We start from the raw sequence: 23,400 nt of genomic DNA, 5'->3' as shown, positions 1-23,400 counted from the left end.
GCCGGCCGGGCGTTCACCGCGGCAGGTGCCGCTTGCGGCTGCGCAGCCCCGCGTCGACCAGCCGGCGCAGCAGTTCCCGCGAGCTGACCGCCTCGGCCCCGAGCGACACCGCCCGCGCGTGCACGGTCTCGGGCACGTCGTAGTGATCGCGGTCGAACGCCCGCCCCGGCATCCCCAGCAGCACGGCGAAGTCGTGCAGCTCGTCGAGCGTGTGGTCGCTGACCAGATGCGACCACATCAGCCCGCGCGGACCGGGCCAGTGGGGAGGATCGATGAGAACGGTCACGAGGACAAGGGTAGGACCCGCCCGCGCACCTCGACCTCCCCGAGGTCGGCGACGACGGCCCCGGCTCCGGCGGCGCGCATGTCGTCCGCCTGCCCGCTCTCGCGTACGACGCCGACGACCAGCCCGAACGCCCCCTTGCCCGCGGCCTCCACGCCCGCCAGCGCGGCGTCCACCACCGCGACGCGGGCCGGCGGCAGCCCCAGGCGGCGCGCCGCCTCCTGGAACAGGGCGGGGTCGGGCTGGCCGGGGAGGCGCAGCTCGGCGGCGTCGGCGCCGTCGACGATCACGTCGAACAGGTGGGACAGTCCGGCCGCCCGCACCAGCCGCCGCCCGTGCAGGCTCGCCGACACGGCCGCCGTCCTGGCGCCGCGCCGCCGCAGCTCGTGGAGCAGCGCCACGGTGGAGGGGAACGCGGCCACGCCGTACGCGTCGACCTGCGCGAGGAACGTGCGGTCCTTGGCCAGGCCCAGGCCGTGCACGGTGGGCGCGCCCGGCTCGTCGTCCGGTGCGCCCTCGGGCAGCGTGATGCCGCGCGTGGCGAGGAACGTGCGGATCCCGTCGAGGCGGGGCCTCCCGTCCAGGTGGCGCAGGTAGTCCTCGCGGATGTCGAACGGCGCGGAGCGGCCGCGCAGGAAGGCGTCGAAGACGTGTTTCCAGGCGGCCGCGTGCCCCCGGGCGGTGTCGGTGACCGCGCCGTCGGTCCCGAAGGCGACGGCGCCGACCCGGGTCAGGTCGATGACGGGGTCGTCAACAGCAGCAGGCTCGCTCACATGGCGAACGTAGCCCGTCTACCAGGCCACGGGTAGCGTCTTGAGGCCGTAGACGATGGCGAGCTCGCGGAAGGTCGCCTCGCCCGCGACCCGGAGGGTGGGGAAGCGGCGCAGCAGGGCGGGGAAGGCGATGCGCATCTCCATCTGCGCCAGGGGCGCGCCGAGGCAGCGGTGGATGCCGTGGCCGAAGGCCATGTGGGAGCCGTCGCGGCCGGGCCGGATCTCGTCGACGTCCGCGCCGAGCGCCCGCGGGTCGCGGTTGGCGCCGATGAGCGAGCACAGCACCATCTCGCCCTTCTTGATCGGCACGCCGTGCAGCTCCAGGTCGTCGCGGGCGAAGCGCGGGAAGGCGACCTGCACGACGGACATGTAGCGCAGCAGCTCCTCGACGACGTCGTTGACGTAGCCGTCGACCTCGCGCACCTTCGCGGCCTGCTCCGGGTGCTCCAGCAGCCAGAGCGTGCCGAGGGCGAGCATGCTGGTGCTGGTGTCGTGGCCGCCGGTCAGCAGGCCGTCGGCCATGCTGGCGAGCGTGCGGTCGTCGAGCTCGTCGCCGTGCTCGCGCAGGAGCTGGCCGAGCAGTCCTTCGCCGGGGTTCAGCCGTTCCCTGGCGACCAGCTCGACGAGGTACGTCATCGCGTCGTTGATCGCCTGCAGCGACGCCTCGGGCCCGGCGGTGAAGTCGAAGCGGTCCTTGCTGATCTTGACGAAGCCGGCGCGCTCCTCGTAGGGGACGCCCAGCAGCTCGCACACGACGAGCGACGGGATCGGCAGCGCGAACTCCTCGAACAGGTCGACCGGCATGCCCTCGGCGCCCTTGGCCTCGATGCGGTCGAGCGCCTCCTCGACCATGGCCTCGATGCGCGGCTCCATCCGGCGCAGCCGCCGCACGGTGAACTCGGGGGTCAGGAACTTGCGCAGCCGCGTGTGCTCGGGCGGGTCGCGGAAGCCCAGCCCGCCCGGGTCCTCCTGGTTGGAGCCCAGCCCGATGACGCCCGCGAAGTCGTTGCTGAACCGCTCGTGGTCGCCGAGCACCGTGCGGACGTCCTCCCAGCGGGTGACGAGGTACACGGTCTGGTCGCCCGGGATCTGCATCGGAAAGACCGGATGCTCGTTCCTGATGCGGCCGAGCTCGCCCACGGGGTCGAAGCCGTCGCGCATGAACTGGACGAGCGGGAACTCATTGTCTGACATCATGTCCGTCCTGCTGGGATATAGCGCACCATCCAGGGATAAATCCCTCGATAGATGGTCCCACCTGGGAAGCCTGCTGGGCCCCTCCGAAAGGAGGAATTTACACCTCAGCCCGCCGGCGGGCCGTCCGTTCGGCGTCCGCGGACCCCGCCCCCCGCGCCGCCCCCCGCGCCGCCCCCCGCGCCGCCCCCCGCGCCGCCCCCCGCGCCGCCGGCCGCGGACCGGCGTCCGCCGGGGCGGGCCCGTTGCCCCTGAGAAAGCGGGGCAAACTGGGGCGGCAGACGGTGTTCGGCGTACAGATTTGGCGACATTCTGCGATGATCTCGTCGCATAGAGCCGGAGTTAACGCCCCCCACGGATAGTGACTGATGCCGACATTCGAGGAAATCACCGCCTTCGTCCAAGAGAAGCCGGTCGCCACGGCGGTCATCGCCCTGCTCAGCCTCCTCGGGCTGGCGCTCGCGTTCCTGGTGACCAGGATCGCCTGGAGAGCCCTCGCCTGGCTGTTCGCCAGATACGTCGCCCAGCGTCCCATCGAGGACGTGCTGACCATCGTGGCCGCGTCCATCGCCACCGGTGTGTCGGCGCAGGGCATGTGGCGCTTCTCCGGCGACGTGCTGGGGCTGGACGGGCCGCTGAGGTTATTGCTGTTCGCCTTCATCGAGGTCGCCATCATCACCTCGGCCGTACGCGCCCGCCGCAACATGCGCGAGAACTTCTCCGCCGGCATCGACGGCATCGCCGTGTGGGCGCTGACCTGCCTGACCGCCGTCCTGTCGTCCATGGACGCGCGCAGCCTGCCCGAGGCCGTCTTCCGCCTCGCCGCGCCGCTGGTCGCCGCCTGGCTGTGGGAGCGCGGCATGGCCATCGAACGCCACCGCATCCGCGGCACCGGCCGCATCAACTGGCGGCTCACCCCCGAACGGCTGCTCGTCCGGCTCGGCCTGGCCGAGGTCAGCGACCGCACGGCCAGCGAGGTCGACGCCCACCGCAGGCTCACCCGCGTCGCGCTGGCCGCCAAGAAGGCCAAGGCGCTGCGCGAGTCCGGCGCCCCCGAGCGCAAGCTGCGCGCCGCGCTCGCCAAGCTCGACAAGGCCATGGACCAGGCCGTCGAGCACACCGGCCTGGCCGTCGACCCGGCCCGCCAGGAGGCGCTGCTCGCCCAGATCGCCGCGCTCTACAACACCACCGCCCTCATCGACGCCGACCCGCGCGTGCCGTGGGAGCACGACGCCGAACGGCACCCGGTGCCCGCCCGCCCCGCGCTGCCGCCCGCGCTGGCCGAGCTCGTCGACGACGAGGACGAGGACGCCGAGGTGCTCGACACCACCCCGCAGGTGCTGTCCACCGCCGAGCGCGCCGCCCGGCAGCGGGCCGCCCGCGACTACTGGGACCGGCAGATCGCCAAGGGCATCGTGCCGCGCACCGTGGACATCGCCCAGGAGATCGGCATCTCGCTGGCCACCGCGCGCGAGTATCGTGCCCTGTGGAAGCTGGAGCCGCAGGCACACGCCCTCATCGAGGCGCTGTACCAGCAGCACGGCATCGTGGACACGGGCGCCTTCCCCGCCCTCGGGGCCGACGGGCGGGTGCTCGCCAAGCACTGAGCGGCGGCACCCTGGGGGCGGCACTTGCGCGAGCAGCGCACACTGGAGCGCGTCAGGAAACTCCTGGCCAAGGCCGAGCGCACCGACAACGAGCACGAGCGGGCCACGTTCATGGCGGCGGCCTCGGCGCTCATGGCCAGGCACGGCATCGACGCGCTGCCGCCCGGCCGCGACCGCCAGGCGCCCGGCGACCGCGTCGTCACCCTGCCGGGCCCGTGGGCCAGGGAGAAGGCCCGCCTCGTCAGCCTGGTCGCCCAGGCGGTGCGCTGCCGCCCGCTGCTCATCGGGCGCGGCGACGGCGGCCAGCGCGTGCACGTCTTCGGCTTCGCGGCCGACCTGGAGCGGGCCGATCTGCTGGCGACGTCCCTGCTGCTGCAGATGGCCTCGGGGCTGGCCCGCGTCCGGCCGCCCGGCGACGCCGTCTCGCCGCGCGCCTACCGGCGCTCGTGGCTGCTCGGCTTCACCGACGAGGTCTACCGGCTGCTGTGCGCGGCCGAGGCGGGTGCCGAGGCCGACGCGGCGGCGGCCGGCACGGGGACCGCGCTCGTCCTCGCCGACCGCCGCGCCGAGGTGGAGCGCGCCGTGGCCGCGCACTACCCGCGGGTCAGGATGAGCGTCCCGCGCACCAGCGGCACCGGCTACGGCGACGGCGTCGCCGCCGCCCGCCACGCCGACCTCGGCCGCACCGGCATGCCCTCGTCGTCCCTCCGGGAGCTGAGCTGACCTGGGCGCGGGTCAGCCGGCCAGCGCGGCGGAGACCAGCGAACGGGCCTCCTCCTGGACCTTCGCCAGGTGGCCGGGGCCGCGGAAGGACTCGGCGTAGATCTTGTAGACGTCCTCGGTGCCGGACGGCCGCGCGGCGAACCAGGCGTGCTCGGTCGCGACCTTGACCCCGCCGAGCGCCGCGCCGTTGCCGGGCGCCGACGTCTGCACGGCGGTGATCTCCTCCCCGGCCAGTGACGACGCCGTCACCTGCGCGGCCGACAGCCTGCCGAGCACCGCCTTCTCCTCCCGGGTGGCGGGGGCGTCCACCCGCGCGTACGCCGGCTCGCCGAACCGCCCGACCAGATCGGCGTAGTGGGCGCTCGGCGACCTTCCGGTGACCGCCAGGATCTCGGCGGCCAGCAGCGCGAGGATGATGCCGTCCTTGTCGGTGGACCACACCGAGCCGTCCCTGCGCAGGAACGACGCCCCCGCGCTCTCCTCGCCGCCGAAGCCGAGCGAGCCGTCCAGCAGGCCCGGCACGAACCACTTGAAGCCCACCGGCACCTCGTACAGCCGCCGCCCCAGGGAGTCGGCGACCCGGTCGATGATGCCGCTGCTCACCATGGTCTTGCCGACCCCGGCGTCGGCCGGCCAGCCGTCGCGGTGGGCGTAGAGGTAGGAGATGGCGACCGCGAGGTAGTGGTTGGGGTTCATCAGGCCGCCGTCGGGCGTGACGATGCCGTGGCGGTCGGCGTCGGCGTCGTTGCCGGTGGCGATGTCGTAGCTGTCGCGGGCGGCGATCAGGGAGGCCATCGCGTACGGCGACGAGCAGTCCATCCGGATCCTGCCGTCCCAGTCGAGCGTCATGAACCGCCACGTCGGGTCCACCAGCGGGTTGACCACGGTCAGGTCGAGCCGGTGCCGCTCGGCGATCTCCCCCCAGTAGGCCACGCTCGCGCCGCCCAGCGGGTCGGCCCCGATGCGCACCCCGGCCTCCCTGATCGCGTCGAGGTCGAGCACGGAGGGCAGGTCGTCCACGTACGTGCCGAGGAAGTCGTAACGTCCGGCCCGCTCCACCGCGCGGGCGTAGGGCACCCGGCGGACCCCCTTCAGACCGTCGGCCAGCAACTCGTTGGCGCGGTCCTGGATCCAGCCGGTGGCGTCGGTGTCGGCGGGGCCGCCGTGCGGCGGGTTGTACTTGAACCCGCCGTCGGACGGCGGGTTGTGCGACGGCGTGACCACGACCCCGTCGGCGAGCCCGGAGCCGCGCCCCCGGTTGTGGCGCAGGATGGCGTGCGAGACGGCGGGCGTCGGCGTGTAGCCGTCGCGCGTGTCGATGAGCACGTCGACGTCGTTGGCCGCGAAGACCTCCAGCGCCGACACCCGCGCGGGCTCCGACAGCGCGTGCGTGTCGACGCCCAGGAACAGCGGCCCGTCGGTGCCCTGCTCGCGCCGGTATTCGCAGATGGCCTGGCTGGTGGCCAGGATGTGGCCCTCGTTGAAGGCCGCGCCGAACGCCGACCCCCGGTGCCCGGAGGTGCCGAACGCGACCCGCTGCCCGGCCTCGGCGGGATCGGGGCGCAGGGCGTAGTAGGACGTCACCAGCCGGGGGACGTCGACCAGGTCGGCGGGCTGAGCGGGCTGTCCGGCGCGTTCGTGGGTCATACGGGTCACTTTACAAACGGGGTCCGGCGCGCCGGATGACCGCGCCCCGGTGTGCGAAGTAGATTCACGTCAGCCACCAGAATGGAGTTCTGTTCGGATGCGTTACGGATACTTCCTCAACGAGCCCACGGGCGCCGACCCCATCGGCGGTCTCCGCGACCAGATCGCCCAGGCCGCCGAGGACGGCTTCAGCTCGGCCTGGCTCTCCCACATCTTCGGCCTCGACGCGATCACCGCCCTGGTCGCGGCCGGCGTGCAGGCGCCGCCGCTGGAGCTCGGCACCGCCGTCGTCCCCACCTACCCGCGCCACCCGGCCGCGCTGGCCCAGCAGGCCATGACCGCCAACGCCGCGCTCGGCGGCCGGTTCGCGCTCGGCCTCGGGCTGTCGCACCAGGTCGTCATCGAGAACATGTTCGGCTACAGCTTCGAGCGGCCCGGCCGGCACATGAAGGAGTACCTGGACGTCCTCGTGCCGGCCAGCCGCGGCGAGCACGTCCGCTACGAGGGCGAGACGCTCAAGGCCGACATCAGGCTGAGCACCCCGGGAGCCGGCTTCCCCGTGCTGGTGGCCGCGCTCGGCCCGCGCATGCTCAGGATGGCCGGCACCGTGGCCGACGGGACCGTCCTGTGGATGACCGGCCCCAGGACCGTCGCCGAGCACATCGTGCCGACGATCAGGGCCGCCGCCGCCGAGGCGGGCCGGGAGCCGCCGCGCGTCGTGTGCGCGCTGCCCGTCTGCGTCACCGACGACCCCGAGGGCGCCGTCGCCCGCGCCAACGAGGTCTTCCAGATCTACGGGCAGCTCCCGTCCTACCGGGCCATGCTCGACAGGGAGGGCGCGGCCAACCCCGGCGACGTCGCCCTCGTGGGCGACGAGGAGACCGTGCTGGCCAAGCTCGCGGAGCTGGAGCGGGCCGGGGTCACCGACTTCGTCGGCTCCGTGTTCGCCGGGCGGGAACGCACGCGGAGCCTGCTGATCGGCGCGGCGAAGGGCTGAGGCGGGAGGGATCCCCATAAGCTCTGGCAAGGTGAAGGGCGTGCTGCACGGCATAGACGTGTCCAACTGGCAGGGCTCGGTCAACTGGTCCGGCCACGCCGAGGCCGGACTGGCCTTCGCCTTCGCCAAGGCGACCGAGGGCGGCGACTGGACCGACAAATGGTTCGCGCGCAACTGGAACGGCATGCGGGAGAGCTGGCTGGTCTGCGGCGCGTACCACTTCGCCCGCCCCAAGGGCGACCCCGTCCAGCAGGCCCGCCACTTCCTGGACACGATCAGGTCGGCGGGCGGGCTGCGCCGCGGCGACCTGATCGCGCTCGACCTGGAGACCGGCGACGGCCTGCGCCCCGAGCAGGTCGCCAGGTACGCCCGCCGCTGGTGCCACCACGTCGAGCGGCACACCGGCGTGCGCCCCTTCATCTACACCTTCCACTCCTTCGCGAACTCCGGGCACTGCGCCGGCCTCGGCGAACACCCCCTGTGGATCGCCGGCCCGGAGCACCCGCGGGGCCGCCCCGCCGTGCCGCGGCCCTGGACCGACTGGACCATCCACCAGTACGCCCAGAGCCCCGTGGACCGCAACGTCTTCCACGGCACCAGGAAGGACCTGACAAAGCTGGGGTTTCACCCGCGATAGCATCGTTGTTCGTCACCGAAGCAGCCCCGGTGCAGGGCGCCGGGCGCGCGACCCCAAGGAGTCACCGTGTCAGCCGAGCTACACATCACCCTCGCCGGAGCCGAGCGTGTGGTGGCGGCCGGCACGACGGCCGGCGCGGCGCTGGAGGCCGACGGCCGCACGGTCATCGCGGCCAAGGTCAACGGCGAGGCCCGCGACCTCGCGCACGAGCTCGCCGACGGCGACGTGGTCGAGCCGATCGAGATCTCCAGCGAAGAGGGCAGGGCGATCGTCCGCCACTCCACCGCGCACGTCATGGCGCAGGCGGTGCAGGAGCTGTTCCCCGAGGCCAAGCTGGGCATCGGGCCGCCCGTCGACAACGGGTTCTACTACGACTTCGATGTCCCCCAGGCGTTCAACCCCGACGACCTCAAGCGCGTCGAGAAGCGCATGCGCGAGATCGTCAAGGAGGGGCAGCTCTTCTCCCGGCGGCCGGTCGGCGACGACGAGGCGCGCGCCGAGCTGGCGGGCGAGCCGTACAAACTGGAGCTCATCGGGCTCAAGGGCGGCGCGGCCGACGAGGAGTCGGTCGAGGTCGGTGCGGGCCAGCTCACCATCTACGACAACCTCGACGCCAAGAGCGGCGAGCTGCGCTGGAAGGACCTCTGCCGCGGCCCGCACGTGCCGTCCACCCGGTCCATCCCGGCCTTCAAGCTCATGCGCTCCGGCGGCGCCTACTGGCGGGGCAGCGAGAAGAACCCGCAGCTCCAGCGCATCTACGGCACCGCCTGGGAGTCCCGCGACAAGCAGGACGAATACCTCAAGCTGCTGGAGGAGGCCGAGAAGCGCGACCACCGCAAGCTGGGCGCCGAGCTCGACCTGTTCAGCTTCCCGCCCGAGCTGGGCAGCGGCCTGCCGATCTTCCACCCCAAGGGCGGCATCATCCGCAAGGAGATGGAAGACTACATGCGCCGGCGGCAGGCCGAGGCGGGCTACGAGTTCGTCAACACGCCGCACATCACCAAGTCGTCGCTGTTCGAGACCTCCGGCCACCTGCCGTGGTACGCCGACGACATGTTCCCGGCCTTCGAGCTCGAAGGCGTCGAATACCGCGTCAAGCCGATGAACTGCCCGATGCACAACCTCATCTTCCGGGCGCGCGGCCGCTCCTACCGCGAGCTGCCGCTGCGGCTGTGCGAGTTCGGCTCCGTCTACCGCTACGAGAAGTCCGGCGTCGTCCACGGCCTCACCCGGGTGCGCGGCATGACACAGGACGACGCGCACATCTACACCACCCGCGAGCAGATGGCCGAGGAGATCCAGTCGCTGCTGCGGTTCGTGCTGAGCGTGCTGCGCGACTTCGGGCTCGACGACTTCTACCTGGAGCTGTCCACCCGCGACGACTCCGACAAGTTCATCGGCGACCCGGCCGAGTGGGAGGAGGCCACCGAGGCGCTGCGCCAGGTGGCCACCGAGTCGGGGCTCACGCTCAAGGACGACCCGGGCGGCGCGGCCTTCTACGGCCCGAAGATCTCCGTCCAGGCCAAGGACGCCATCGGCCGCACCTGGCAGCTGTCCACCATCCAGCTCGACCTCAACCAGCCCAAGCGGTTCGGGCTCGAATACCAGGCGGCCGACGGCTCGCGGCAGACGCCCGTCATGATCCACCGGGCGCTGTTCGGCTCCGTCGAGCGGTTCCTCGGCGTGCTCACCGAGCACTACGCCGGCGCCTTCCCGCCCTGGCTCGCGCCGGTGCAGGTGGTGGGCATCCCGATCGCCGAGGCCCACGCCCCCTACCTCCAGGACGTCGCCAAGAAGCTGCGTGAGCACGGCATCCGGGTCGAGGTCGACACCTCCGACGACCGCATGCAGAAGAAGATCCGCAACGCGCAGAAGGCCAAGGTGCCGTTCATGCTGCTGGCCGGCGACGACGACATCGCGGGCGGCGCGGTCTCCTTCCGCTACCGGAGCGGCGAGCAGAACAACGGGGTGCCGGTCGAGCAGGCGATCACCGAGATCGTGCAGGCGGTGGAGCGGCGCGTCCAGGTCTGACCCGATGGGACGGGGGCGGAGCGGCCGTGCCGCTCCGCCCCCGTCGTCGTTCCCGAGGCGCTACTTCGCGAGCGGCCGGCCCTGCTTGTCGTCGAACTTGCCGATGAGGATCATGATGAAGTCGATCAGCACCCAGACGCCGAGGCCGCCGAGCGTGACGAGCTGCAGGATGCCCGTTCCGATCTTGCCTACGTAGAAGCGGTGCACGCCCAGCGCTCCGAGGAAGAAGCAGAGCAGGACAGCAACGACCCATGACTTGCCCATGAGGGAAGACCTTTCCTTGGGGGACGGGCCGAGCGCGTGACACGTCGCGCCCGGCCGGTGAGCCTGCGGGATCGGATCGATCGACCGCAGGCCACGAAACCTAGCAAGATCTCCGCACCGTCCGCCGACTCTTCTGGTTGCGATGACCTAACGGGAGAACAGGCGGAAGGTCACGGCGGGCCGGCCGCCGAAGCGCCTGGCCTCCTCTCGCGCGAACCCCTCGATGAGGTCGCGGGCGTACTTCTCCGGGTCCTCGCCGGTCAGGGCCTCGATGTAGGCGCGGTGCTCCATGAGCGAGCGCACCCCCCGCTCCAGGCCGTCGGTGACGTCCACGGCGTGGGTGGGCGCGCCGGAGCCGGCGACGGCGACCCAGCGCACGCCGTTCCAGGGCTCGGCGTCGGTGTCGGGGAAGATCCACCGGTTGCCGGCGTCCCCGGCCGCGTCCAGCACCGCCCTGCCGACCGCCCGGTGGTCCGGGGTGTTCCAGTAGGTGCCGCCCCAGGTGTCCTCCGGGTTGAGCGTGATCAGCAGCTCGGGGCGGTGCCGGCGGATCGCGGCGGCCAGGTCGCGGCGCAGGGCGACGCCGTACTCGATGACCCCGTCCTGATGGCCCAGGAACTCCACCTCGCGCACGCCCACGACGGCGGCGCTGGCCCGCTCCTCCCGCTCGCGCAGCGGCCCGCTCTCGGCGGGTTCTAAAGTGTCGATGCCGGCCTCGCCGCTGCTGACGATCACGTACGTGACCTCGCGGCCGGCGTCGGTCCAGACGGCGACGGCGGAGGCGCAGCCGTACTCCAGGTCGTCGGGGTGGGCGACGATGGCCAGGGCGCGCTGCCAGTCGCCGGGCATGGGCTCAAGCTGATCGTTCGTGGTCATTCCCACACCCTAGGGCGGGTTCGCCACGGTTCGTCCGCCGGAAAGGACAGGAAAACCTACCCTCGACATATGTAGCCTACATAGGTAGCGTCGAGGTCATGAAGCTCACTGAGCCCCTGGCGCGGGTGCTCACGGCCTTCCTCGCGGACCCCACGGAAGACCGTTACGGCTACGACCTCATGAAGGTCACCCGGCTGGCCAGCGGCACGCTCTATCCCATGCTCGCCAGGCTCATGGACGAGGGCCTGGTCGTGGCGGAGTGGGAGGCGCAGCCGGCGGACGCGGCCGGGCGACCGCCGCGCAAGTACTACCGGCTGACCGGCGACGGTGTCCGCGTCGCCCGCGAGTCCCTGGCCCAGGCGTCCCTCGACGCCTCACGGGACGGCTTCCTGACGCCCAGGCCCGCGCCGCGAAGGGCGGTCTGATGGTCCTTCGCACGAGCGCCCTGAGACTCGGCAAGCGGCTCATCCGCAGCGCCTGCCTCAGCCTGCCGGTCGAGCTCGCCACCGACTACTACCGGGAGTGGACGGCGGAGCTGCCCGCGATCCTCGACGACCGCGACGTCCGGCGTCCGGCGGTGCGGATCGTCAGAGCTCTCGCGTACGCGGCCGACCAGCATCGCAGCGTCCGCAAGCTGGCTCCGCGCGGCGCCCGCAGCAGGTCGTCGCGGGGCGTCGTGCTCACTCTGACCGCCATCGCGTTCCTCGCCGGGGTCCTGTGCGGGGGGATCGCGGGCCTCGCCACCGTCCTCGCCACCGGCGCGGGATACTTCGCCGGGATCTTCGTCGGCATGGTGGCCGATTCCACCGTGGTGGGCGTCGCGGGCGCCGTGCTGCTCGGGGTCGGCGCCGGCGGCTACCTCGCCGGCGCGGGGATCGTGATCATCGGCGAGCTGATCGACACCACCACCGACGAGATCGTCATCCGGGTCGCCCTGGGCGGCGCGCTGGTCGGCGCCGTGGGGGTCTCCGCCCTGGTCATGACGCTGGGCCACGGGCCGATCGGCCTGATCTCGCTCTGCGTCTGCGGCGCGGGCATCATCCCGGCCACCCGCCGGCTTGCCATCGCCTACCGGGCCGCCTACGCCGAGCACTACCGGGCACTGTCCCTCGAAGAGGACGTGTGATGAGCGGCGCGATGGTGCTGGGGATGCCGTGGTGGGCCTACCTGATCGGCAGCGTCGCCTGGCTGCTGGCCTACATATGTAGGCAACTGGTCCTGCTCCTGCTGGCCTCGAAGGCGCTGGACAAGGCCGAGGCCAGGCACGTCCCTGCCGTCATGACCGTGATCTTCCCCGGGCGGCAGCCGGCGGCCGGAGAGGACGAGCCGGCTCCCGGCGAGCTCCCGTCCGCCCTGGCGGCCGACGGGGCGGCGACCGGCGAGGACGGGGCCGGCCCCGCCTGAACCGCCCGGTCCGGGGGGAGGGCAGCCCGTACGCCCGGGGTCCTATGCTGCTAGTTATGCACGATCAGGAAGGGGCCGGGGCCCCGGACAACTTCGAACGTCTGTGGACCCCGCATCGGATGGCCTACATCAAGGGTGAGAACAAGCCGACGGGCACCGGGCCCGGCGACGGGTGCCCGTTCGACGCCATCCCCGAGATGAGCGACGAGGACGGCCTGGTCGTGGCCCGGGGGGAGAGCGTCTACGCGGTGCTCAACCTCTATCCGTACAACTCCGGCCACCTCATGGTGGTGCCCTACCGGCACGTCTCCGACTACGACGAGCTGACCCCCGCCGAGCTGGTCGAGCTGGGCGAGTTCACCCAGAAGGCGCTGCGCGCGCTGCGCAAGGCCAGCGGCGCCCAGGGCTTCAACGTCGGCATGAACCTCGGTCACGTTGCCGGCGCCGGCATCGCCGCCCACCTGCACCAGCACGTGGTGCCCCGGTGGGGCGGCGACACCAACTTCATGCCGGTCGTCGCCCGGACGAAGGTGCTGCCGCAGCTACTTCGCGACACCCGCCAGCTCCTCGCCGACGCCTGGGGCTGACGCCTCCCGCGCCACCAGCACCCCGATGCCGGTGGCCAGCAGCAGCGGCACCGCCAGGGCCAGCGCCATCGACAGCACCGCCGCCCCGGAGTCGTTGACCAGCATGCCGACCACGCCGGCGACCATCGTGCCGATCAGCCCGGCCCGCAGCGCGGGCGAGTGCTCGAAGGCCGCCGGCACCACCCCGGCCGACGCCTCGTCGGGACGCAGGATCGCGTACACGAGGAAGGCCACGGCGACGATCACGATCGGCATGAGGTTGGGGCTGAGCAGCGTGGCCAGCATCGCCTGGAGCTTACGCCAGATGACGTCGAACGCCTCGCCGGTCAGCACCTGCCCCACGAACCGGCCCAGATGGGTCTGCTCGCTCGGCGGCTTGAGATAGTTGAGCCAGGCGAACGTCATCACGATCACCCCGCCCGCCACGCAGAACAGCCCCAGCTTCACCAGCGACACCCGCTTGCCCGTCAGGACGAGCGCGGTCACCGCGATGCCCGGCACGAACGCGATCACGCCGCCGAAGTCGCTGCCCAGCCCCGACCCGCCGAGCACCATGGCCCCGGCCCCGAGGCCGACGATCGCGGCCAGCCCGGCCCGGCCCGGCCAGCGGTGCGCGATCACGGTGGTGGTGAGCAGGGTGCCGGTGGCGAAGAGCGCGAACGGGATGTTGCCGAGCCCGAAGTAGCGGGCGCCCTGCTCGGCGCTGTAGCCCATGAAGCTGTTGAGCTGGAGCGTGGTGCCGGTCAGCAGGTCGGCGGCGAGCGTGAGCGCCGTGACTCCGGCCACCACCGCCAGCGGGCCGAGCGGACGCCTGCGCCACGGCCCGGCCAGCGCCAGCGCGACGATCGCCGCCCACCAGGCCAGCATCCAGCCGAACAGCTCCAGATGCGTGGACCACGGCAGCAGGTTGACCAGGAACGTGGTGACCGGCAGCGCCGCCAGCGCCACGGCCGCCACCCGCACCCACGGCAGCCGCCTGCGGCGGCGCAGCAGCACGAACGCCAGCACGTAGAACAGCACCTGGAGGACCGCCAGCCCGGTGAAGTACTGGCCCTTGGCGGAGCGCATGGTCTGCGCGGTCGCGTCGGCGCGGGCCATCGCCTCGATCGTCGCGCCGCGCTCGCCCACCCGCATCGGCACGCCCACCACGGTGGCGGGCACGGGCACGCCGAGCTCGGTCAGCACGGTGGCGGTCAGGTCGGGCAGGATCGAGATGTCGTCGCGGCGGGTCGAGGCGGCGCCGAGCAGGCGGCCCTCCGCGCCAGGCGCGTGCAACGCGGCCACCCGCAGATGGGGCACCGAGCCGTGGTCGGACAGCCCGGCGAGCAGCACCGTCGTGCCGGTGGGCAGGGCCGCCAGCAGCGCGCCCGCCTTGGCGTCGGCCAGCCGCAGCGCCTCGCGGCGCTGGGCCGGGGTGAGCTGGTCGGGCGTCGCGGGCAGCCGGTCGCCGGCGAGGTAGGGGCGGACGAGATCGTCGACGTCCATGGCGATCAGCCGGCACCGCTCCAGGTCGCCGGCGGCGAGCTGGGCGGGGGAGGCGTGGTAGCGCGGGATCCGGCCCTCGCGGTCGGCGAGCGCGAGGGCCGCGCCGGGGCCGATCGCGAGCGAGCACTGGCCGGCCGCCTTCAGCGCCTCGCCCAGGTTGCCGGCCTCGCGGTTGCCTGCCACGTCGATGAGGTAGCGGTAGTCGGGGATGACCGCGCCGTCGCCCCGCTGCTCGGGGGCCGGGGGCGCGCCGCAGCCGTAGCCGACCGCCGACCTGGCGCCCGCGGAGACGGTCAGCCAGCCGTCGTAGGGGCAGGTCACGTTGCCGACCGTGCGGACCGACAGGGAGCCGATCGCGCTCGATCCCGCCAGGGCCCACAGGTGGGGGGTGCCGGTGGGGTCGAGGTCGTTCCAGTGCAGCGCGGGCACGCCGATCAGCGCCACCCGCTGGGCCGCGGCGCCGGTCGCGGCCTGTCGCCGCGCGTCCGCGCCGGTCGGGGCCGCCTCCCGCGCCGCGGCGTCCGTGCTAGCGACGTCCGTGCCCGCGGCGGCGGGCGCCGCCGCGGCGGACAGCCCTGGGCCGGCCAGGAGCTGGCCCGCCAGTACGGCCAGCACGATCAGGGCGCGCCTCACCTCGAAGACCTCCCGCGACTCGGTCGTGGCGTCGTGCGACCGGCGCACGGGGGGCCGGTACGGGCCCGCGCCGTCGGACGCGACTACCCTCTCATGCCGCGGACCCGCCGCGAGCCGCTTGCGCGACGGTGATCCCCGGCAGTCGTCCGGGCGGCGGTTCAGGCCGCCGGGCGGGAGGCGGGGACCGGGGTCAGCCAGTGGCGGTGGCGGTCGTCGCGGCCGTGGGTGACGGCGTCGTAGGCGTCGGCCAGCTTCGCCGTGACCGGCCCCGGGCCGCCGAGCTCCCGCCCGTCCACGGAGCTGACGTGCACGACCCCGGCGCCGGTGCCGCACAGGAGGATCTCGTCGGCGGCGTACAGGTCGGTCCGCATCAGGTCCTGACGGACGGCGGGGACGCCGAGGCCGGCGGCGAGCCGTTCGAGGGTGTCCTGGGTGATGCCGTCGAGCGCGCCCGCGCCGGGCGGCGGCGTGAGCAGCCGCCCGTCGCGCACGACGAAGAGGTTGGCGCCGGTGCACTCGCTGACGTGCCCGGCGGCGTTGAGCAGCACGGCCTCGTCGTAGCCGGCGGCCATGGCCTCGTCCTTGGCCAGGACGGAGTTGAGGTAGGGGCCGGTGGCCTTGGCCGCGACCGGGACGACGCGGTGGTCGTTGCGCCGCCAGGAGCTGGTCATGAGCCGCACGCCCGAGGTGCCGAGCAGCGGCGGCCACTCCCAGGTCGCGACGGAGACGACGGCCGGGCAGCGGCGCGCGGCGATGCCCATCTCGCCGTAGCCCCGGTGGACCAGGTGCCTGATGTAGCAGGCGGCGTGGCCGTTGGCGGCGACGGTCTCCAGGGTGGCGGCGCGCAGCTCGTCCACCGTGTACGGCAGCGCGAGCCCGATCATCCGGGCGCTGCGCGCGAGCCGCGCCAGGTGCTCCTCCAGCCGGAACACCGCCGGCCCGTCCGGCGTCGCGAACACCCGGGTGCCCTCGAAGACGGCGGTGCCGTAGTGCAGGGCGTGCGTCAGCACGTGCACGCGGGCCTCACCCCAGGGGACCAGCTCCCCGTCCATCCAGATGTACGCGGCTTCGCGCACTGTGCCCACCCTCTTCCCCATTGGCCGCGATTCGGCGGCGTTCATGAGCCAATTGGCTCATGAGTGGCACAGTAGCGGGATACTAGTGGCATGGGAAGGGATGACAACCTCGTCACACTCGTCCGCGATCGGCTGCGCCTGCACCGGGGCACACCCAGCCGCAGGCTCGCCGGCGCGCTGGCCGACCTGGCGCAGACCGGCGCCCTCGCCCCCGGCGACCGGCTGCCCTCCGAACGCGACCTGGCCCAGGCCGTCGGCCTCAGCCGGGGCACGGTGGCGGCCGCGTTCAACGCGCTCTGCGATGAGGGCCTGTGCGAGCGGCGGCACGGGAGCGGCACGTACGTGCTGGGCACGCCCTCGTTCGGCGGCCTGCTGAAGGGCGGGGCGGTGGTGGCCGACCTGTCCACCTCCGTCGTGCCCGACCCCTCCCACCTGGTCGTGCCCCCGCTCGACCCGGCCGCGCTGCTGCGCTCCCCGAGCGGCCACGGCTACGACGCCATGGGCGATCCCCGGCTGCGGGCGCTGCTGCGCGGGGGCGCGGCCGGCGCCTGGCCGGAGGGCGGGGGAGAGGTCCTGGTCACCGCCGGGGCGCAGCAGGGCATCGACCTGGCCGCGCGGGTGCTGCTGCGTCCCGGCGAGCGCGTCCTGGTCGGCGACCCCGCGTACGGCGGGGCGCTCAGCGTGTTCCGGCGGGCGGGGGTGATCGCCGTGCCCGTCGACCTGGCCGCGCCCGCCGCCGTCGAGGACGCGCTCGCCCGGCACCGCCCCGCCGCCGTCTACGTCGTCGCCGTGGAGAACCCCACGGGGGCGGTGCCCGACCTGCGCCCGGCCGCCGAGCTGGCCGCCGCGGCGGACGTGCCGCTCGTCGAGGACCGCACCCTGGCCGCCCTCGTGCACGACGGCGCGCCGCCGCCCGCGCCGCTGGCCCCGCTGCACCCGTACGGGACGGTGACGGTCGGCTCGCTGTCCAAGGTGCTGTGGGGCGGGCTGCGGGTGGGCTGGCTGGCCGCGCCCGAGCCGCTGCTGGCCCGCCTGGTGGACGCCAAACTGGACGCCGACCTGGCGACCAGCGCGGTGGCCCAGCGGCTGGCCGCCGGCCTCCTCGACCACAATCCGCCCGGCCCGTGGCTCGCCGAGCTGGCCCGCCGCCGCGACCACTTCACCGCGGCCCTGGCCGCCCGCCTGCCCGGCTGGACGTGGGAGCGGCCGGCGGGCGGGCTGTCGGTGTGGGCGCGGCTGCCCGGCACGGACACCGACCGGTTCGCGGTGGCGGCCAGGGAGGAGGGGGTGGCGGTGGCGCCCGGCTCGCTGTTCTCGCCCGACGGCCGGCACCGCGACCGCCTGCGGCTCAGCTTCGCCCTCCCGCCGGCCCTCCTGGACCAGGCGGTCGAGGCCCTGGCCCGCGCCTGGACGGCCGCCCAGGGCGACTGAGCGGCCCCCGCCGGTTGCGGCCCGGCCAGGGCGGTTGAGCGGCCCCCGCCGGTTGCGGCCGGCCACGGCGGCTGAGCGGCCTTCGCCGGTCGAGGGCCGGCCCGTCAGGTGAGGTCGAGGACGGCCTTGCCGTGCAGGCGGCGCTCCAGCAGCGCGCTCACGGCCTCGCCGGCCCTGTCCCACCCGCCGCGCCACGACACGTGCGGATCGAGGACGCCGTCGGCGACGCGCGCGGCCAGCCACGTCAGGTCCGCCTCCAGCGGCTGCCCGTCCAGCAGGTAGAAGGTGACGATCGAGCGCCCGTGCCGCCCCTGGTCGCCGGAGAACGCGCCGGGCGGGAAGACCTCGGGCTCCTCGGCGGAGTGGCCGACCGAGACCAGCGTCCCGTGCGGCGCCAGCTTCATGAAGCCCTGTACGAGCTGCGGCCCGCCCACGCAGTCCACGACCCCGTCCAGCGTCCCGGAGACCAGTTCGGGGGCGGCGACCACCTCGTGCGCGCCCAGCGCCCGCAGCCCGTCCCCGTGGGCTCGCGGGTCGCCCGTGGAGGCCACGACCCGCGCCCCGCCGAGCCTGGCGAGCCGCACCGCGTACCGGCCGACGCCGCCTGTGGCGCCCGTGACCAGCACGCGCCTGCCGAGCAGCGGCCCGATCCTGCGCAGGGCGCGCAGCGCGCTGGCCCCCGCGACCGGGACGGTGCTGATCGGGCCGAGGTCGGCGCCCTCGGGGACGACGCCGAGCGCGCCGGTGTCCACGGCGCGCAGCTCGGCCCAGCCGCCGTCGCTGCCGAGCGTGACGACGGGCGTGCCGGCGGCGGGGCCTGAGCCGTCGGCGGCCGGGCGTTCGACCACTCCGGCGGCGTCCCAGCCGATCACCGCGCCGTCCGGCGCGGCGGCGAGGGCGTGCCTGACCTCGCCGTAGTTGAGCGAGACGGCGCTGACCCTGACCAGGGCCTGGCCAGGGCCGGGCACGGGGTCGGCGGTCTCGCCGAGGCGCAGGCCGGAGGCGGTGGAGTGGTCGACGAGCAAGGCGCGCATGCGAGATCTCCTCGTGGTGCGAACGGATGTCCCGGTCATTTATGCCACTGAGTGGCATAAGCCTGCAAGTGACATTCGCCCCTGCTATGCTTCCCGCGTGACCCTGCGCGAACGCAAGAAACTCCGCACCCGCCAGACCCTCATCGACACCGCGCTGGAGCAGTTCACCCGCCGCGGCTTCGACGGCGTCACGCTGGACGAGCTGTGCGAGGCGGTGGAGGTGTCCAAGCGCACCTTCTTCCGCACCTTCGCCAGCAAGGAGGACGTCGCGATGGCGCCCGCGCAGGACCTGTGGACGCTCTTCCTCGCGGAGCTGGAGTCCGCCGAGCCCGGCGGCCGGACGCTGCTGGAGATGGAGCGGGACACGTTGCTGGCGGCGCTGGAGCGCGCCGCCGAGGAGGAGGGCTGGGCCGGGCGGATGGCCCTGGCGTACGCGCTCGCCCAGCGCACGCCCTCGATGGACGGCCACAACCGGCACTTCTGCGAGAGCACCACGCGAAGCGCCCTGGACATCCTGTGGCGGCGGTTCGGCCTCGGCGGCCCCGACGACCCGCGCGCCCGCCTGGCGGTCGACATGCTGGTCGCGGCGTTCCACGTCGCGATGGCGGGCTGGGCCGACGGCCCCGAGCCGGACCCCGCCGACCTGGCCGTCCGGCTCCGCGACGCGCTGGCGGCCCTGCCCGCCGCCCTCACCCTGGTCCCGGGCGAGGGCGGCGCGGCGGGCGTCAGCTCACCTTGACGCTCGTCCCCTTGCTCTCGTGCTGGAGCCGGTCGAGCGAGGTGACCAGGTAGGTGCCGGCGCCCTTGGCGGTGTAGGACGGGCTCGTGACGACGGCGAGCAGGTTGCGGTTGTCGGTCTCGTAGCAGCTCTCGCCGGACTTCGGCACCTGGTAGACCGCGTAGCCGCGAGCCCCCTGCGAGGGCGTCCACGACAGCGTCGTGCCCGCGGCCTTGACGCCCGCCGGCTTGGCCGGCGCGTGGCCGCCGAGCTGCTTCATGATCGGCAGCAGCGCCGGGCGGCTGTAGAACTCCTTGACGACGCGGTCCATCGCGCCCAGCGGGTTGGCCAGCAGGTTCTTGGCGCTGAAGTAAACGTCGCCCTTGACCTCGGGATACTTGCGGTTGAGCGTCAGGTGCGCGGCCAGCTCGCCCGGCTTGGACCACGACTGGTCCTCGCCGACCCGGTAGAGCGCCTGGCCGATGTAGAGCTGCACGCCGGAGCCCTTGACCGCGCCCGCCCACCACGGCATCAGCTCGCGGTAGTCGGCCGCCTTGAAGCCGCGCGGCCAGTAGAGCTGCGGCATCACGTAGTCGACCGTGCCGGCCTTGATCCAGGCGAGCGCGTCGGCGTAGATCGAGTCGTAGGCCGACATGCCGGAGGTGTTGGACCCGGACGGGTCCTGCGCCTTGTTGCGCCAGATGCCGAACGGGCTGATGCCGAACTTCACGTAGCTCTTGCGGGCGTGGACCGACTCGTCCACCTCCGCGACGAGCTTGTTGACGTTGTCGCGCCGCCACTCGGCCAGGCTCTTGCCCTTGCCGTACTTGGCGAAGGCGGCCTTGTCGGCGAACTGCCCGCCCTCGCCCGGATAGGGGTAGAAGTAGTCGTCGAAGTGCACGCCGTCGATGTCGTAGCGGCTGACGACGTCGTCCACGACCTTGACGACGTGCTCGCGCACCTGCGGCAGGCCCGGGTTGTAGTAGAGGCGGCCGCCGTACTTGACGACCCAGCCGGGGTGCTGCCTCGCGGGGTGGTTGGCCGGGAGCTGGGAGACGTCGGACTCGTACGCGGCCCGGTAGGGATTGAACCAGGCGTGGAACTCCAGGTTGCGCTTGTGCGCCTCGTCGATGAGGAACGGCAGCGGGTCCCAGCCGGGGTCCTTGCCCGCCGTGCCGGTGAGGAACTTGGACCAGGGCTCCAGCGACGACCGGTAGATCGCGTCGGAAGCGGGCCTGACCTGCACGAAGACCGCGTTGAGATTGCGCTTGGCCGCGGTGTCGAGGATCTTGAGGTATTCGGCCTTCTGGCGGGCCTGCGACAGACCGGCCTTGGACGGCCAGTCGAGGTTGGTGGTGGTCGCGATCCAGAGGCCGCGCAACTGGCGCTTGGGGTAGCGCGGATCGGCCTTGCAGGCGGCGGCCGCTGCGGCGCTGGCGGTGGTCGTCTTCTTCTTGCTCGCGGCGGGGCTCTCTCCGGCTCCGGGGCCGAACAGGTAGGCGGCCGTGGTGGTGGCGACGGCGAGAGCGGCGGCGGCCAAAAGTGGGCGTCCAGTTCGCATAGTGCCACCCAGTCTGGCAGCCCGGGGCCGGTGATCAGGCCAAAAGCGCGAAATGGAATCGTGATGCTTCTGTGATGATTTGTTATGGCTGGGCCGGGAGGGATCCGATCCGCCCTCCCGGCTCCACGGCTCAGACCGCCCCGCGGCTCACCCGGCCGCCGCCATCTTGTTCGCGAGGTTCGGCGGCAGCGGCTCGTAGCGCAGGAACGAGCGCGTGAAGGCGCCCGTGCCGTGCGACATCGACCGCAGGTCGATCGCGTACCTGGTGATCTCCAGCTCGGGCACCTCGGCCCGCACCAGCGTGCGCCCGGTGCCGACGGGCTCGGTGCCGAGCACCCGCCCGCGCCGCGACGACAGGTCGGACATCACCGAGCCGACGTAGTCGTCGGCCACCAGCACCGACAGCTCGTCCACCGGCTCCAGCAGCAGCGTCGGCACCTTCGACGCCGCCTCCTTCAGCGCGAGCTGGCCGGCGATCTGGAAGGCCATGTCGGAGGAGTCGACCGAGTGGGCCTTGCCGTCGTACAGCGTGACCCGCACGTCCACCATCGGGTAGCCGGCCACGACGCCGCGCTCCATCTGGGCGCGCACGCCCTTCTCCACCGACGGGATGAACTGCCGCGGCACGACACCGCCGACGATCTTGTCCACGAACTCGAACCCGCCGCCGGAGGGCAGCGGCTCGACCTCGATGTGGCAGATGGCGTACTGGCCGTGGCCGCCGGTCTGCTTGACGTTGCGGCCCATCGCCTGGCACCTGCCGCCGAACGTCTCGCGCAGCGGCACCCGCAGGTCGATCCGCTCGACCTCGACGCCGTAGCGCTTGGACAGCCGGTCGAGCAGCACGTCGGTGTGCGCCTCGCCCATGCACCACAGCACGAGCTGCTTGGTCTCGGCGTTGTTCTCCAGGCGCAGCGTCGGGTCCTCGGCGACCAGCCGGGAGAGCGCCTGCGCCAGCTTGTCCTCGTCGGCCTTCGACCTGGCCCGGATCGCCACCGGCAGCAGCGGGTCGGGCATCGTCCAGGACGTCATCAGCAGCGGCCGCTCGACGTCGGAGAGCGTGTCGCCGGTCTCGGCCCGCGCGAGCTTGGCCACCGCCACGATGTCGCCGGCCACGCCCTTCGGGATCGGCCGCTGCTGCTTGCCCAGGGGGCAGCTCAGCGTGCCGATGCGCTCGTCCACGTCGTGGTCCTCGTGCCCGCGGTCGGCCAGGCCGTGCCCCGAGACGTGCACCGTCATGTCGGGGCGCAGCGTGCCGGAGAAGACGCGGACCAGGCTGATGCGGCCCACGTACGGGTCGCTGGTGGTCTTGACGACCTCGGCCACCAGGGGGCCGTCAGGGTCGCAGGTGACGTCCCGCACCGGCTTGCCGGACAGGTCGGTGATCTCCGGCATCGGGTGCTCCAGCGGCGACGGGAAGCCCTGGGTGATCACCTCCAGCACCTCGTGCGTGCCGACGCCGAGGCCGCTGCACACCACCGGGTAGAAGCTGCCGCGCTCCACGGCCTTCTCCAGGTCCTCGATGAGGACCTTGACGTCGATCGGCTCACCCTCGAGGTAGCGCTCCATGAGCGACTCGTCCTCGCTCTCCTGGATGATCCCCTCGATGAGGCCGCCGCGGTGCTCCTCGATCTGCGCCCCGTAGTCCGCGCCCGGCTCCTTCTCGGTGCGGGCGCCGGTCGCGTAGTTGTAGAACTTCTGCGTCAGCAGCCCGATGAGCCCGTTGACGTGGCCGTTGGTGATGACCGGCAGGTAGAGGGGCGCGACGCCGTCGCCGAAGATCTCCTGGCAGGTGGCGAGCACCTCCTCGAAGTTCGCCCGCTGGTGGTCGATCTTGGTGATGACGACCGCGCGGGGCATGCCGACCTGGGAGCACTCCTCCCAGAGCATCTGGGTGAGCCCGTCGATCCCGTCGGAGGCCGACACGACGAACAGCGCGGCGTCGGCCGCGCGCAGCCCGGCCCGCAGGTCGCCCACGAAGTCGGCGTAGCCGGGCGTGTCGATGAGGTTGATCTTGATGCCTTTGTGGGTCAGCGGCGCCACGGCCAGGTTGACCGACCGCTGCTGCCTGACCTCGACCTCGTCGAAGTCGCTGACCGTGTTGCCGTCCTCCACGCGCCCCGGGCGCTGGATGGTGCCCGTCGCCGCCAGCAGCTGCTCGACGAGGGTCGTCTTGCCCGCTCCTGAGTGGCCGACCAGCACGACATTGCGTATAGCGTCCGCCCGGTCGGCCGCGGGTGCCCTGCCCGCGGCTCCCACGGCGTTGCCCGAGTTCTTCTCCGCCACATCAGCCTCCCGCGCGTCGAACTCTGTCCGGCCCGCGCCCGCGGAATGTGCTGGAAACCGCATGGACGCGGTGTGTTCACCAAATACCCGTGTGGCGGATATCACAAGGGGGGCGGGGCAAAGAAAGTGCCTGGGTCCGTGATGGCCTACGAT

The 23,400-nt window shown here is 72.9% G+C and carries 22 protein-coding genes; 11 read left to right on the top strand and 11 right to left on the bottom strand.

Annotated features, from left to right (window positions below; all coding sequences use genetic code 11):
• Positions 1 to 13: 13 nt before the first annotated feature.
• Genes Nocox_RS27755 through Nocox_RS27745 form a run of 3 tightly spaced genes read right to left on the bottom strand, consistent with a single transcriptional unit; the run spans position 14 to position 2,253 of the window.
• Positions 14 to 286, bottom strand: coding sequence for a DUF4031 domain-containing protein (locus Nocox_RS27755; protein ID WP_020547175.1), 273 nt, complete (start codon positions 284 to 286; stop codon positions 14 to 16).
• A complete protein-coding gene (locus Nocox_RS27750; protein ID WP_020547174.1) occupies positions 283 to 1,056 on the bottom strand; it encodes an HAD family hydrolase in 774 nt (257 codons plus the stop codon). Before Nocox_RS27750 ends, Nocox_RS27755 begins: the two co-directional genes overlap by 4 nt.
• 18 nt (positions 1,057 to 1,074) lie before the next feature.
• Positions 1,075 to 2,253, bottom strand: coding sequence for a cytochrome P450 (locus Nocox_RS27745; protein WP_020547173.1), 1,179 nt, complete (start codon positions 2,251 to 2,253; stop codon positions 1,075 to 1,077).
• Positions 2,254 to 2,618: 365 nt separating this feature from the next.
• Here Nocox_RS27745 and Nocox_RS27740 point away from each other — a divergent pair, with 365 nt between their 5' ends.
• Together Nocox_RS27740 and Nocox_RS27735 are read left to right on the top strand one after the other, a co-directional pair.
• The gene (locus Nocox_RS27740; protein ID WP_026215159.1) at positions 2,619 to 3,857 is read left to right on the top strand and encodes a hypothetical protein; all 1,239 of its coding nucleotides are present in this window, start codon (positions 2,619 to 2,621) and stop codon (positions 3,855 to 3,857) included.
• Between the two features lie 24 nt (positions 3,858 to 3,881).
• A complete protein-coding gene (locus Nocox_RS27735) occupies positions 3,882 to 4,580 on the top strand; it encodes a DUF2786 domain-containing protein (RefSeq protein ID WP_020547172.1) in 699 nt (232 codons plus the stop codon).
• Positions 4,581 to 4,592: 12 nt separating this feature from the next.
• On the opposite strand, the gene pgm is transcribed toward Nocox_RS27735, so the two are convergent.
• Positions 4,593 to 6,227: a phosphoglucomutase (alpha-D-glucose-1,6-bisphosphate-dependent) gene (gene pgm / locus Nocox_RS27730; protein ID WP_020547171.1), complete on the bottom strand. Its 1,635-nt coding sequence runs from the start codon at positions 6,225 to 6,227 to the stop codon at positions 4,593 to 4,595.
• Positions 6,228 to 6,324: 97 nt separating this feature from the next.
• Between pgm and Nocox_RS27725 the strand changes: the two genes are divergently transcribed.
• The 3 genes from Nocox_RS27725 (at position 6,325) to thrS (ending at position 9,892) form a co-directional block, all read left to right on the top strand.
• Positions 6,325 to 7,224 carry an LLM class F420-dependent oxidoreductase gene (locus Nocox_RS27725; protein ID WP_020547170.1) on the top strand — a complete coding sequence of 300 codons (900 nt, stop codon included), beginning with the start codon at positions 6,325 to 6,327 and terminating at the stop codon, positions 7,222 to 7,224.
• 40 nt (positions 7,225 to 7,264) lie between these two features.
• A complete protein-coding gene (locus tag Nocox_RS27720) occupies positions 7,265 to 7,861 on the top strand; it encodes a glycoside hydrolase family 25 protein (RefSeq protein ID WP_157383458.1) in 597 nt (198 codons plus the stop codon).
• Positions 7,862 to 7,927: 66 nt separating this feature from the next.
• Positions 7,928 to 9,892: a threonine--tRNA ligase gene (gene thrS, locus Nocox_RS27715; protein ID WP_020547168.1), complete on the top strand. Its 1,965-nt coding sequence runs from the start codon at positions 7,928 to 7,930 to the stop codon at positions 9,890 to 9,892.
• Positions 9,893 to 9,952: 60 nt separating this feature from the next.
• Here the strand turns inward: thrS and Nocox_RS27710 are convergent, their stop codons facing one another.
• Both Nocox_RS27710 and Nocox_RS27705 read right to left on the bottom strand, forming a co-directional pair.
• A complete protein-coding gene (locus tag Nocox_RS27710) occupies positions 9,953 to 10,156 on the bottom strand; it encodes a TM2 domain-containing protein (RefSeq protein ID WP_020547167.1) in 204 nt (67 codons plus the stop codon).
• 147 nt (positions 10,157 to 10,303) lie between these two features.
• The gene (locus Nocox_RS27705) at positions 10,304 to 11,032 is read right to left on the bottom strand and encodes a PIG-L deacetylase family protein (protein ID WP_020547166.1); all 729 of its coding nucleotides are present in this window, start codon (positions 11,030 to 11,032) and stop codon (positions 10,304 to 10,306) included.
• A gap of 98 nt (positions 11,033 to 11,130) precedes the next feature.
• On the opposite strand from Nocox_RS27705, the gene Nocox_RS27700 reads away from it, so the two are divergent.
• Genes Nocox_RS27700 through Nocox_RS27685 form a run of 4 tightly spaced genes read left to right on the top strand, consistent with a single transcriptional unit; the run spans position 11,131 to position 13,023 of the window.
• Positions 11,131 to 11,457, top strand: coding sequence for a PadR family transcriptional regulator (locus tag Nocox_RS27700; protein ID WP_020547165.1), 327 nt, complete (start codon positions 11,131 to 11,133; stop codon positions 11,455 to 11,457).
• On the top strand, positions 11,457 to 12,158 hold the full coding sequence (locus tag Nocox_RS27695) for a hypothetical protein (protein WP_020547164.1): 702 nt from the start codon (positions 11,457 to 11,459) through the stop codon (positions 12,156 to 12,158). The genes Nocox_RS27700 and Nocox_RS27695 overlap by 1 nt, the downstream gene beginning before the upstream one ends.
• Complete coding sequence (locus Nocox_RS27690) at positions 12,158 to 12,436, top strand: hypothetical protein (RefSeq protein ID WP_020547163.1); 279 nt, start codon at positions 12,158 to 12,160, stop codon at positions 12,434 to 12,436. Before Nocox_RS27695 ends, Nocox_RS27690 begins: the two co-directional genes overlap by 1 nt.
• A gap of 56 nt (positions 12,437 to 12,492) precedes the next feature.
• Complete coding sequence (locus Nocox_RS27685; RefSeq protein ID WP_246649568.1) at positions 12,493 to 13,023, top strand: HIT family protein; 531 nt, start codon at positions 12,493 to 12,495, stop codon at positions 13,021 to 13,023.
• On the opposite strand, the gene Nocox_RS27680 is transcribed toward Nocox_RS27685, so the two are convergent.
• Complete coding sequence (locus Nocox_RS27680; protein ID WP_020547161.1) at positions 12,979 to 15,189, bottom strand: hypothetical protein; 2,211 nt, start codon at positions 15,187 to 15,189, stop codon at positions 12,979 to 12,981. The two genes, Nocox_RS27685 and Nocox_RS27680, sit on opposite strands and share 45 nt — an antisense overlap.
• 110 nt (positions 15,190 to 15,299) lie before the next feature.
• Positions 15,300 to 16,217 (bottom strand): branched-chain amino acid transaminase, encoded by a 918-nt coding sequence (locus tag Nocox_RS27675; protein WP_246649567.1) that lies wholly within the window; start codon positions 16,215 to 16,217, stop codon positions 15,300 to 15,302.
• Positions 16,218 to 16,307: 90 nt separating this feature from the next.
• Here Nocox_RS27675 and Nocox_RS27670 point away from each other — a divergent pair, with 90 nt between their 5' ends.
• Complete coding sequence (locus Nocox_RS27670; RefSeq protein ID WP_020547159.1) at positions 16,308 to 17,648, top strand: aminotransferase-like domain-containing protein; 1,341 nt, start codon at positions 16,308 to 16,310, stop codon at positions 17,646 to 17,648.
• A gap of 104 nt (positions 17,649 to 17,752) precedes the next feature.
• Here Nocox_RS27670 and Nocox_RS27665 read toward each other — a convergent pair whose 3' ends face one another.
• Complete coding sequence (locus tag Nocox_RS27665) at positions 17,753 to 18,682, bottom strand: zinc-binding dehydrogenase (RefSeq protein ID WP_020547158.1); 930 nt, start codon at positions 18,680 to 18,682, stop codon at positions 17,753 to 17,755.
• A 97-nt stretch (positions 18,683 to 18,779) separates the two neighbouring features.
• Here Nocox_RS27665 and Nocox_RS27660 point away from each other — a divergent pair, with 97 nt between their 5' ends.
• Positions 18,780 to 19,421 carry a TetR/AcrR family transcriptional regulator gene (locus Nocox_RS27660; RefSeq protein WP_020547157.1) on the top strand — a complete coding sequence of 214 codons (642 nt, stop codon included), beginning with the start codon at positions 18,780 to 18,782 and terminating at the stop codon, positions 19,419 to 19,421.
• Here Nocox_RS27660 and Nocox_RS27655 read toward each other — a convergent pair.
• On the bottom strand, positions 19,408 to 20,961 hold the full coding sequence (locus Nocox_RS27655; protein WP_033411224.1) for a glycoside hydrolase family 10-like protein: 1,554 nt from the start codon (positions 20,959 to 20,961) through the stop codon (positions 19,408 to 19,410). The genes Nocox_RS27660 and Nocox_RS27655 overlap by 14 nt on opposite strands.
• Positions 20,962 to 21,108: 147 nt before the next feature.
• Positions 21,109 to 23,247: an elongation factor G-like protein EF-G2 gene (locus Nocox_RS27650; protein WP_026215157.1), complete on the bottom strand. Its 2,139-nt coding sequence runs from the start codon at positions 23,245 to 23,247 to the stop codon at positions 21,109 to 21,111.
• Between the last annotated feature and the right edge of the window lie 153 nt (positions 23,248 to 23,400).

It is taken from the genome of Nonomuraea coxensis DSM 45129, from assembly GCF_019397265.1.
GTDB lineage: Bacteria > Actinomycetota > Actinomycetes > Streptosporangiales > Streptosporangiaceae > Nonomuraea > Nonomuraea coxensis.
The sequence above is the reverse complement of the archived record's forward strand: the minus strand, read 5'-3'. Positions and strand labels throughout refer to the sequence as shown.

Coding starts and splice junctions, on each gene's coding strand:
- Nocox_RS27745 (WP_020547173.1), bottom strand. CDS start 2,253: ATGATGTCAGACAATGAGTTCCCGCTCGTCCAGTTCATGCGCGACGGC.
- Nocox_RS27740 (WP_026215159.1), top strand. CDS start 2,619: ATGCCGACATTCGAGGAAATCACCGCCTTCGTCCAAGAGAAGCCGGTC.
- pgm (WP_020547171.1), bottom strand. CDS start 6,227: ATGACCCACGAACGCGCCGGACAGCCCGCTCAGCCCGCCGACCTGGTC.
- Nocox_RS27725 (WP_020547170.1), top strand. CDS start 6,325: ATGCGTTACGGATACTTCCTCAACGAGCCCACGGGCGCCGACCCCATC.
- Nocox_RS27710 (WP_020547167.1), bottom strand. CDS start 10,156: ATGGGCAAGTCATGGGTCGTTGCTGTCCTGCTCTGCTTCTTCCTCGGA.
- Nocox_RS27705 (WP_020547166.1), bottom strand. CDS start 11,032: ATGACCACGAACGATCAGCTTGAGCCCATGCCCGGCGACTGGCAGCGC.
- Nocox_RS27700 (WP_020547165.1), top strand. CDS start 11,131: ATGAAGCTCACTGAGCCCCTGGCGCGGGTGCTCACGGCCTTCCTCGCG.
- Nocox_RS27695 (WP_020547164.1), top strand. CDS start 11,457: ATGGTCCTTCGCACGAGCGCCCTGAGACTCGGCAAGCGGCTCATCCGC.
- Nocox_RS27690 (WP_020547163.1), top strand. CDS start 12,158: ATGAGCGGCGCGATGGTGCTGGGGATGCCGTGGTGGGCCTACCTGATC.
- Nocox_RS27685 (WP_246649568.1), top strand. CDS start 12,493: ATGCACGATCAGGAAGGGGCCGGGGCCCCGGACAACTTCGAACGTCTG.
- Nocox_RS27670 (WP_020547159.1), top strand. CDS start 16,308: ATGGGAAGGGATGACAACCTCGTCACACTCGTCCGCGATCGGCTGCGC.
- Nocox_RS27665 (WP_020547158.1), bottom strand. CDS start 18,682: ATGCGCGCCTTGCTCGTCGACCACTCCACCGCCTCCGGCCTGCGCCTC.
- Nocox_RS27655 (WP_033411224.1), bottom strand. CDS start 20,961: ATGCGAACTGGACGCCCACTTTTGGCCGCCGCCGCTCTCGCCGTCGCC.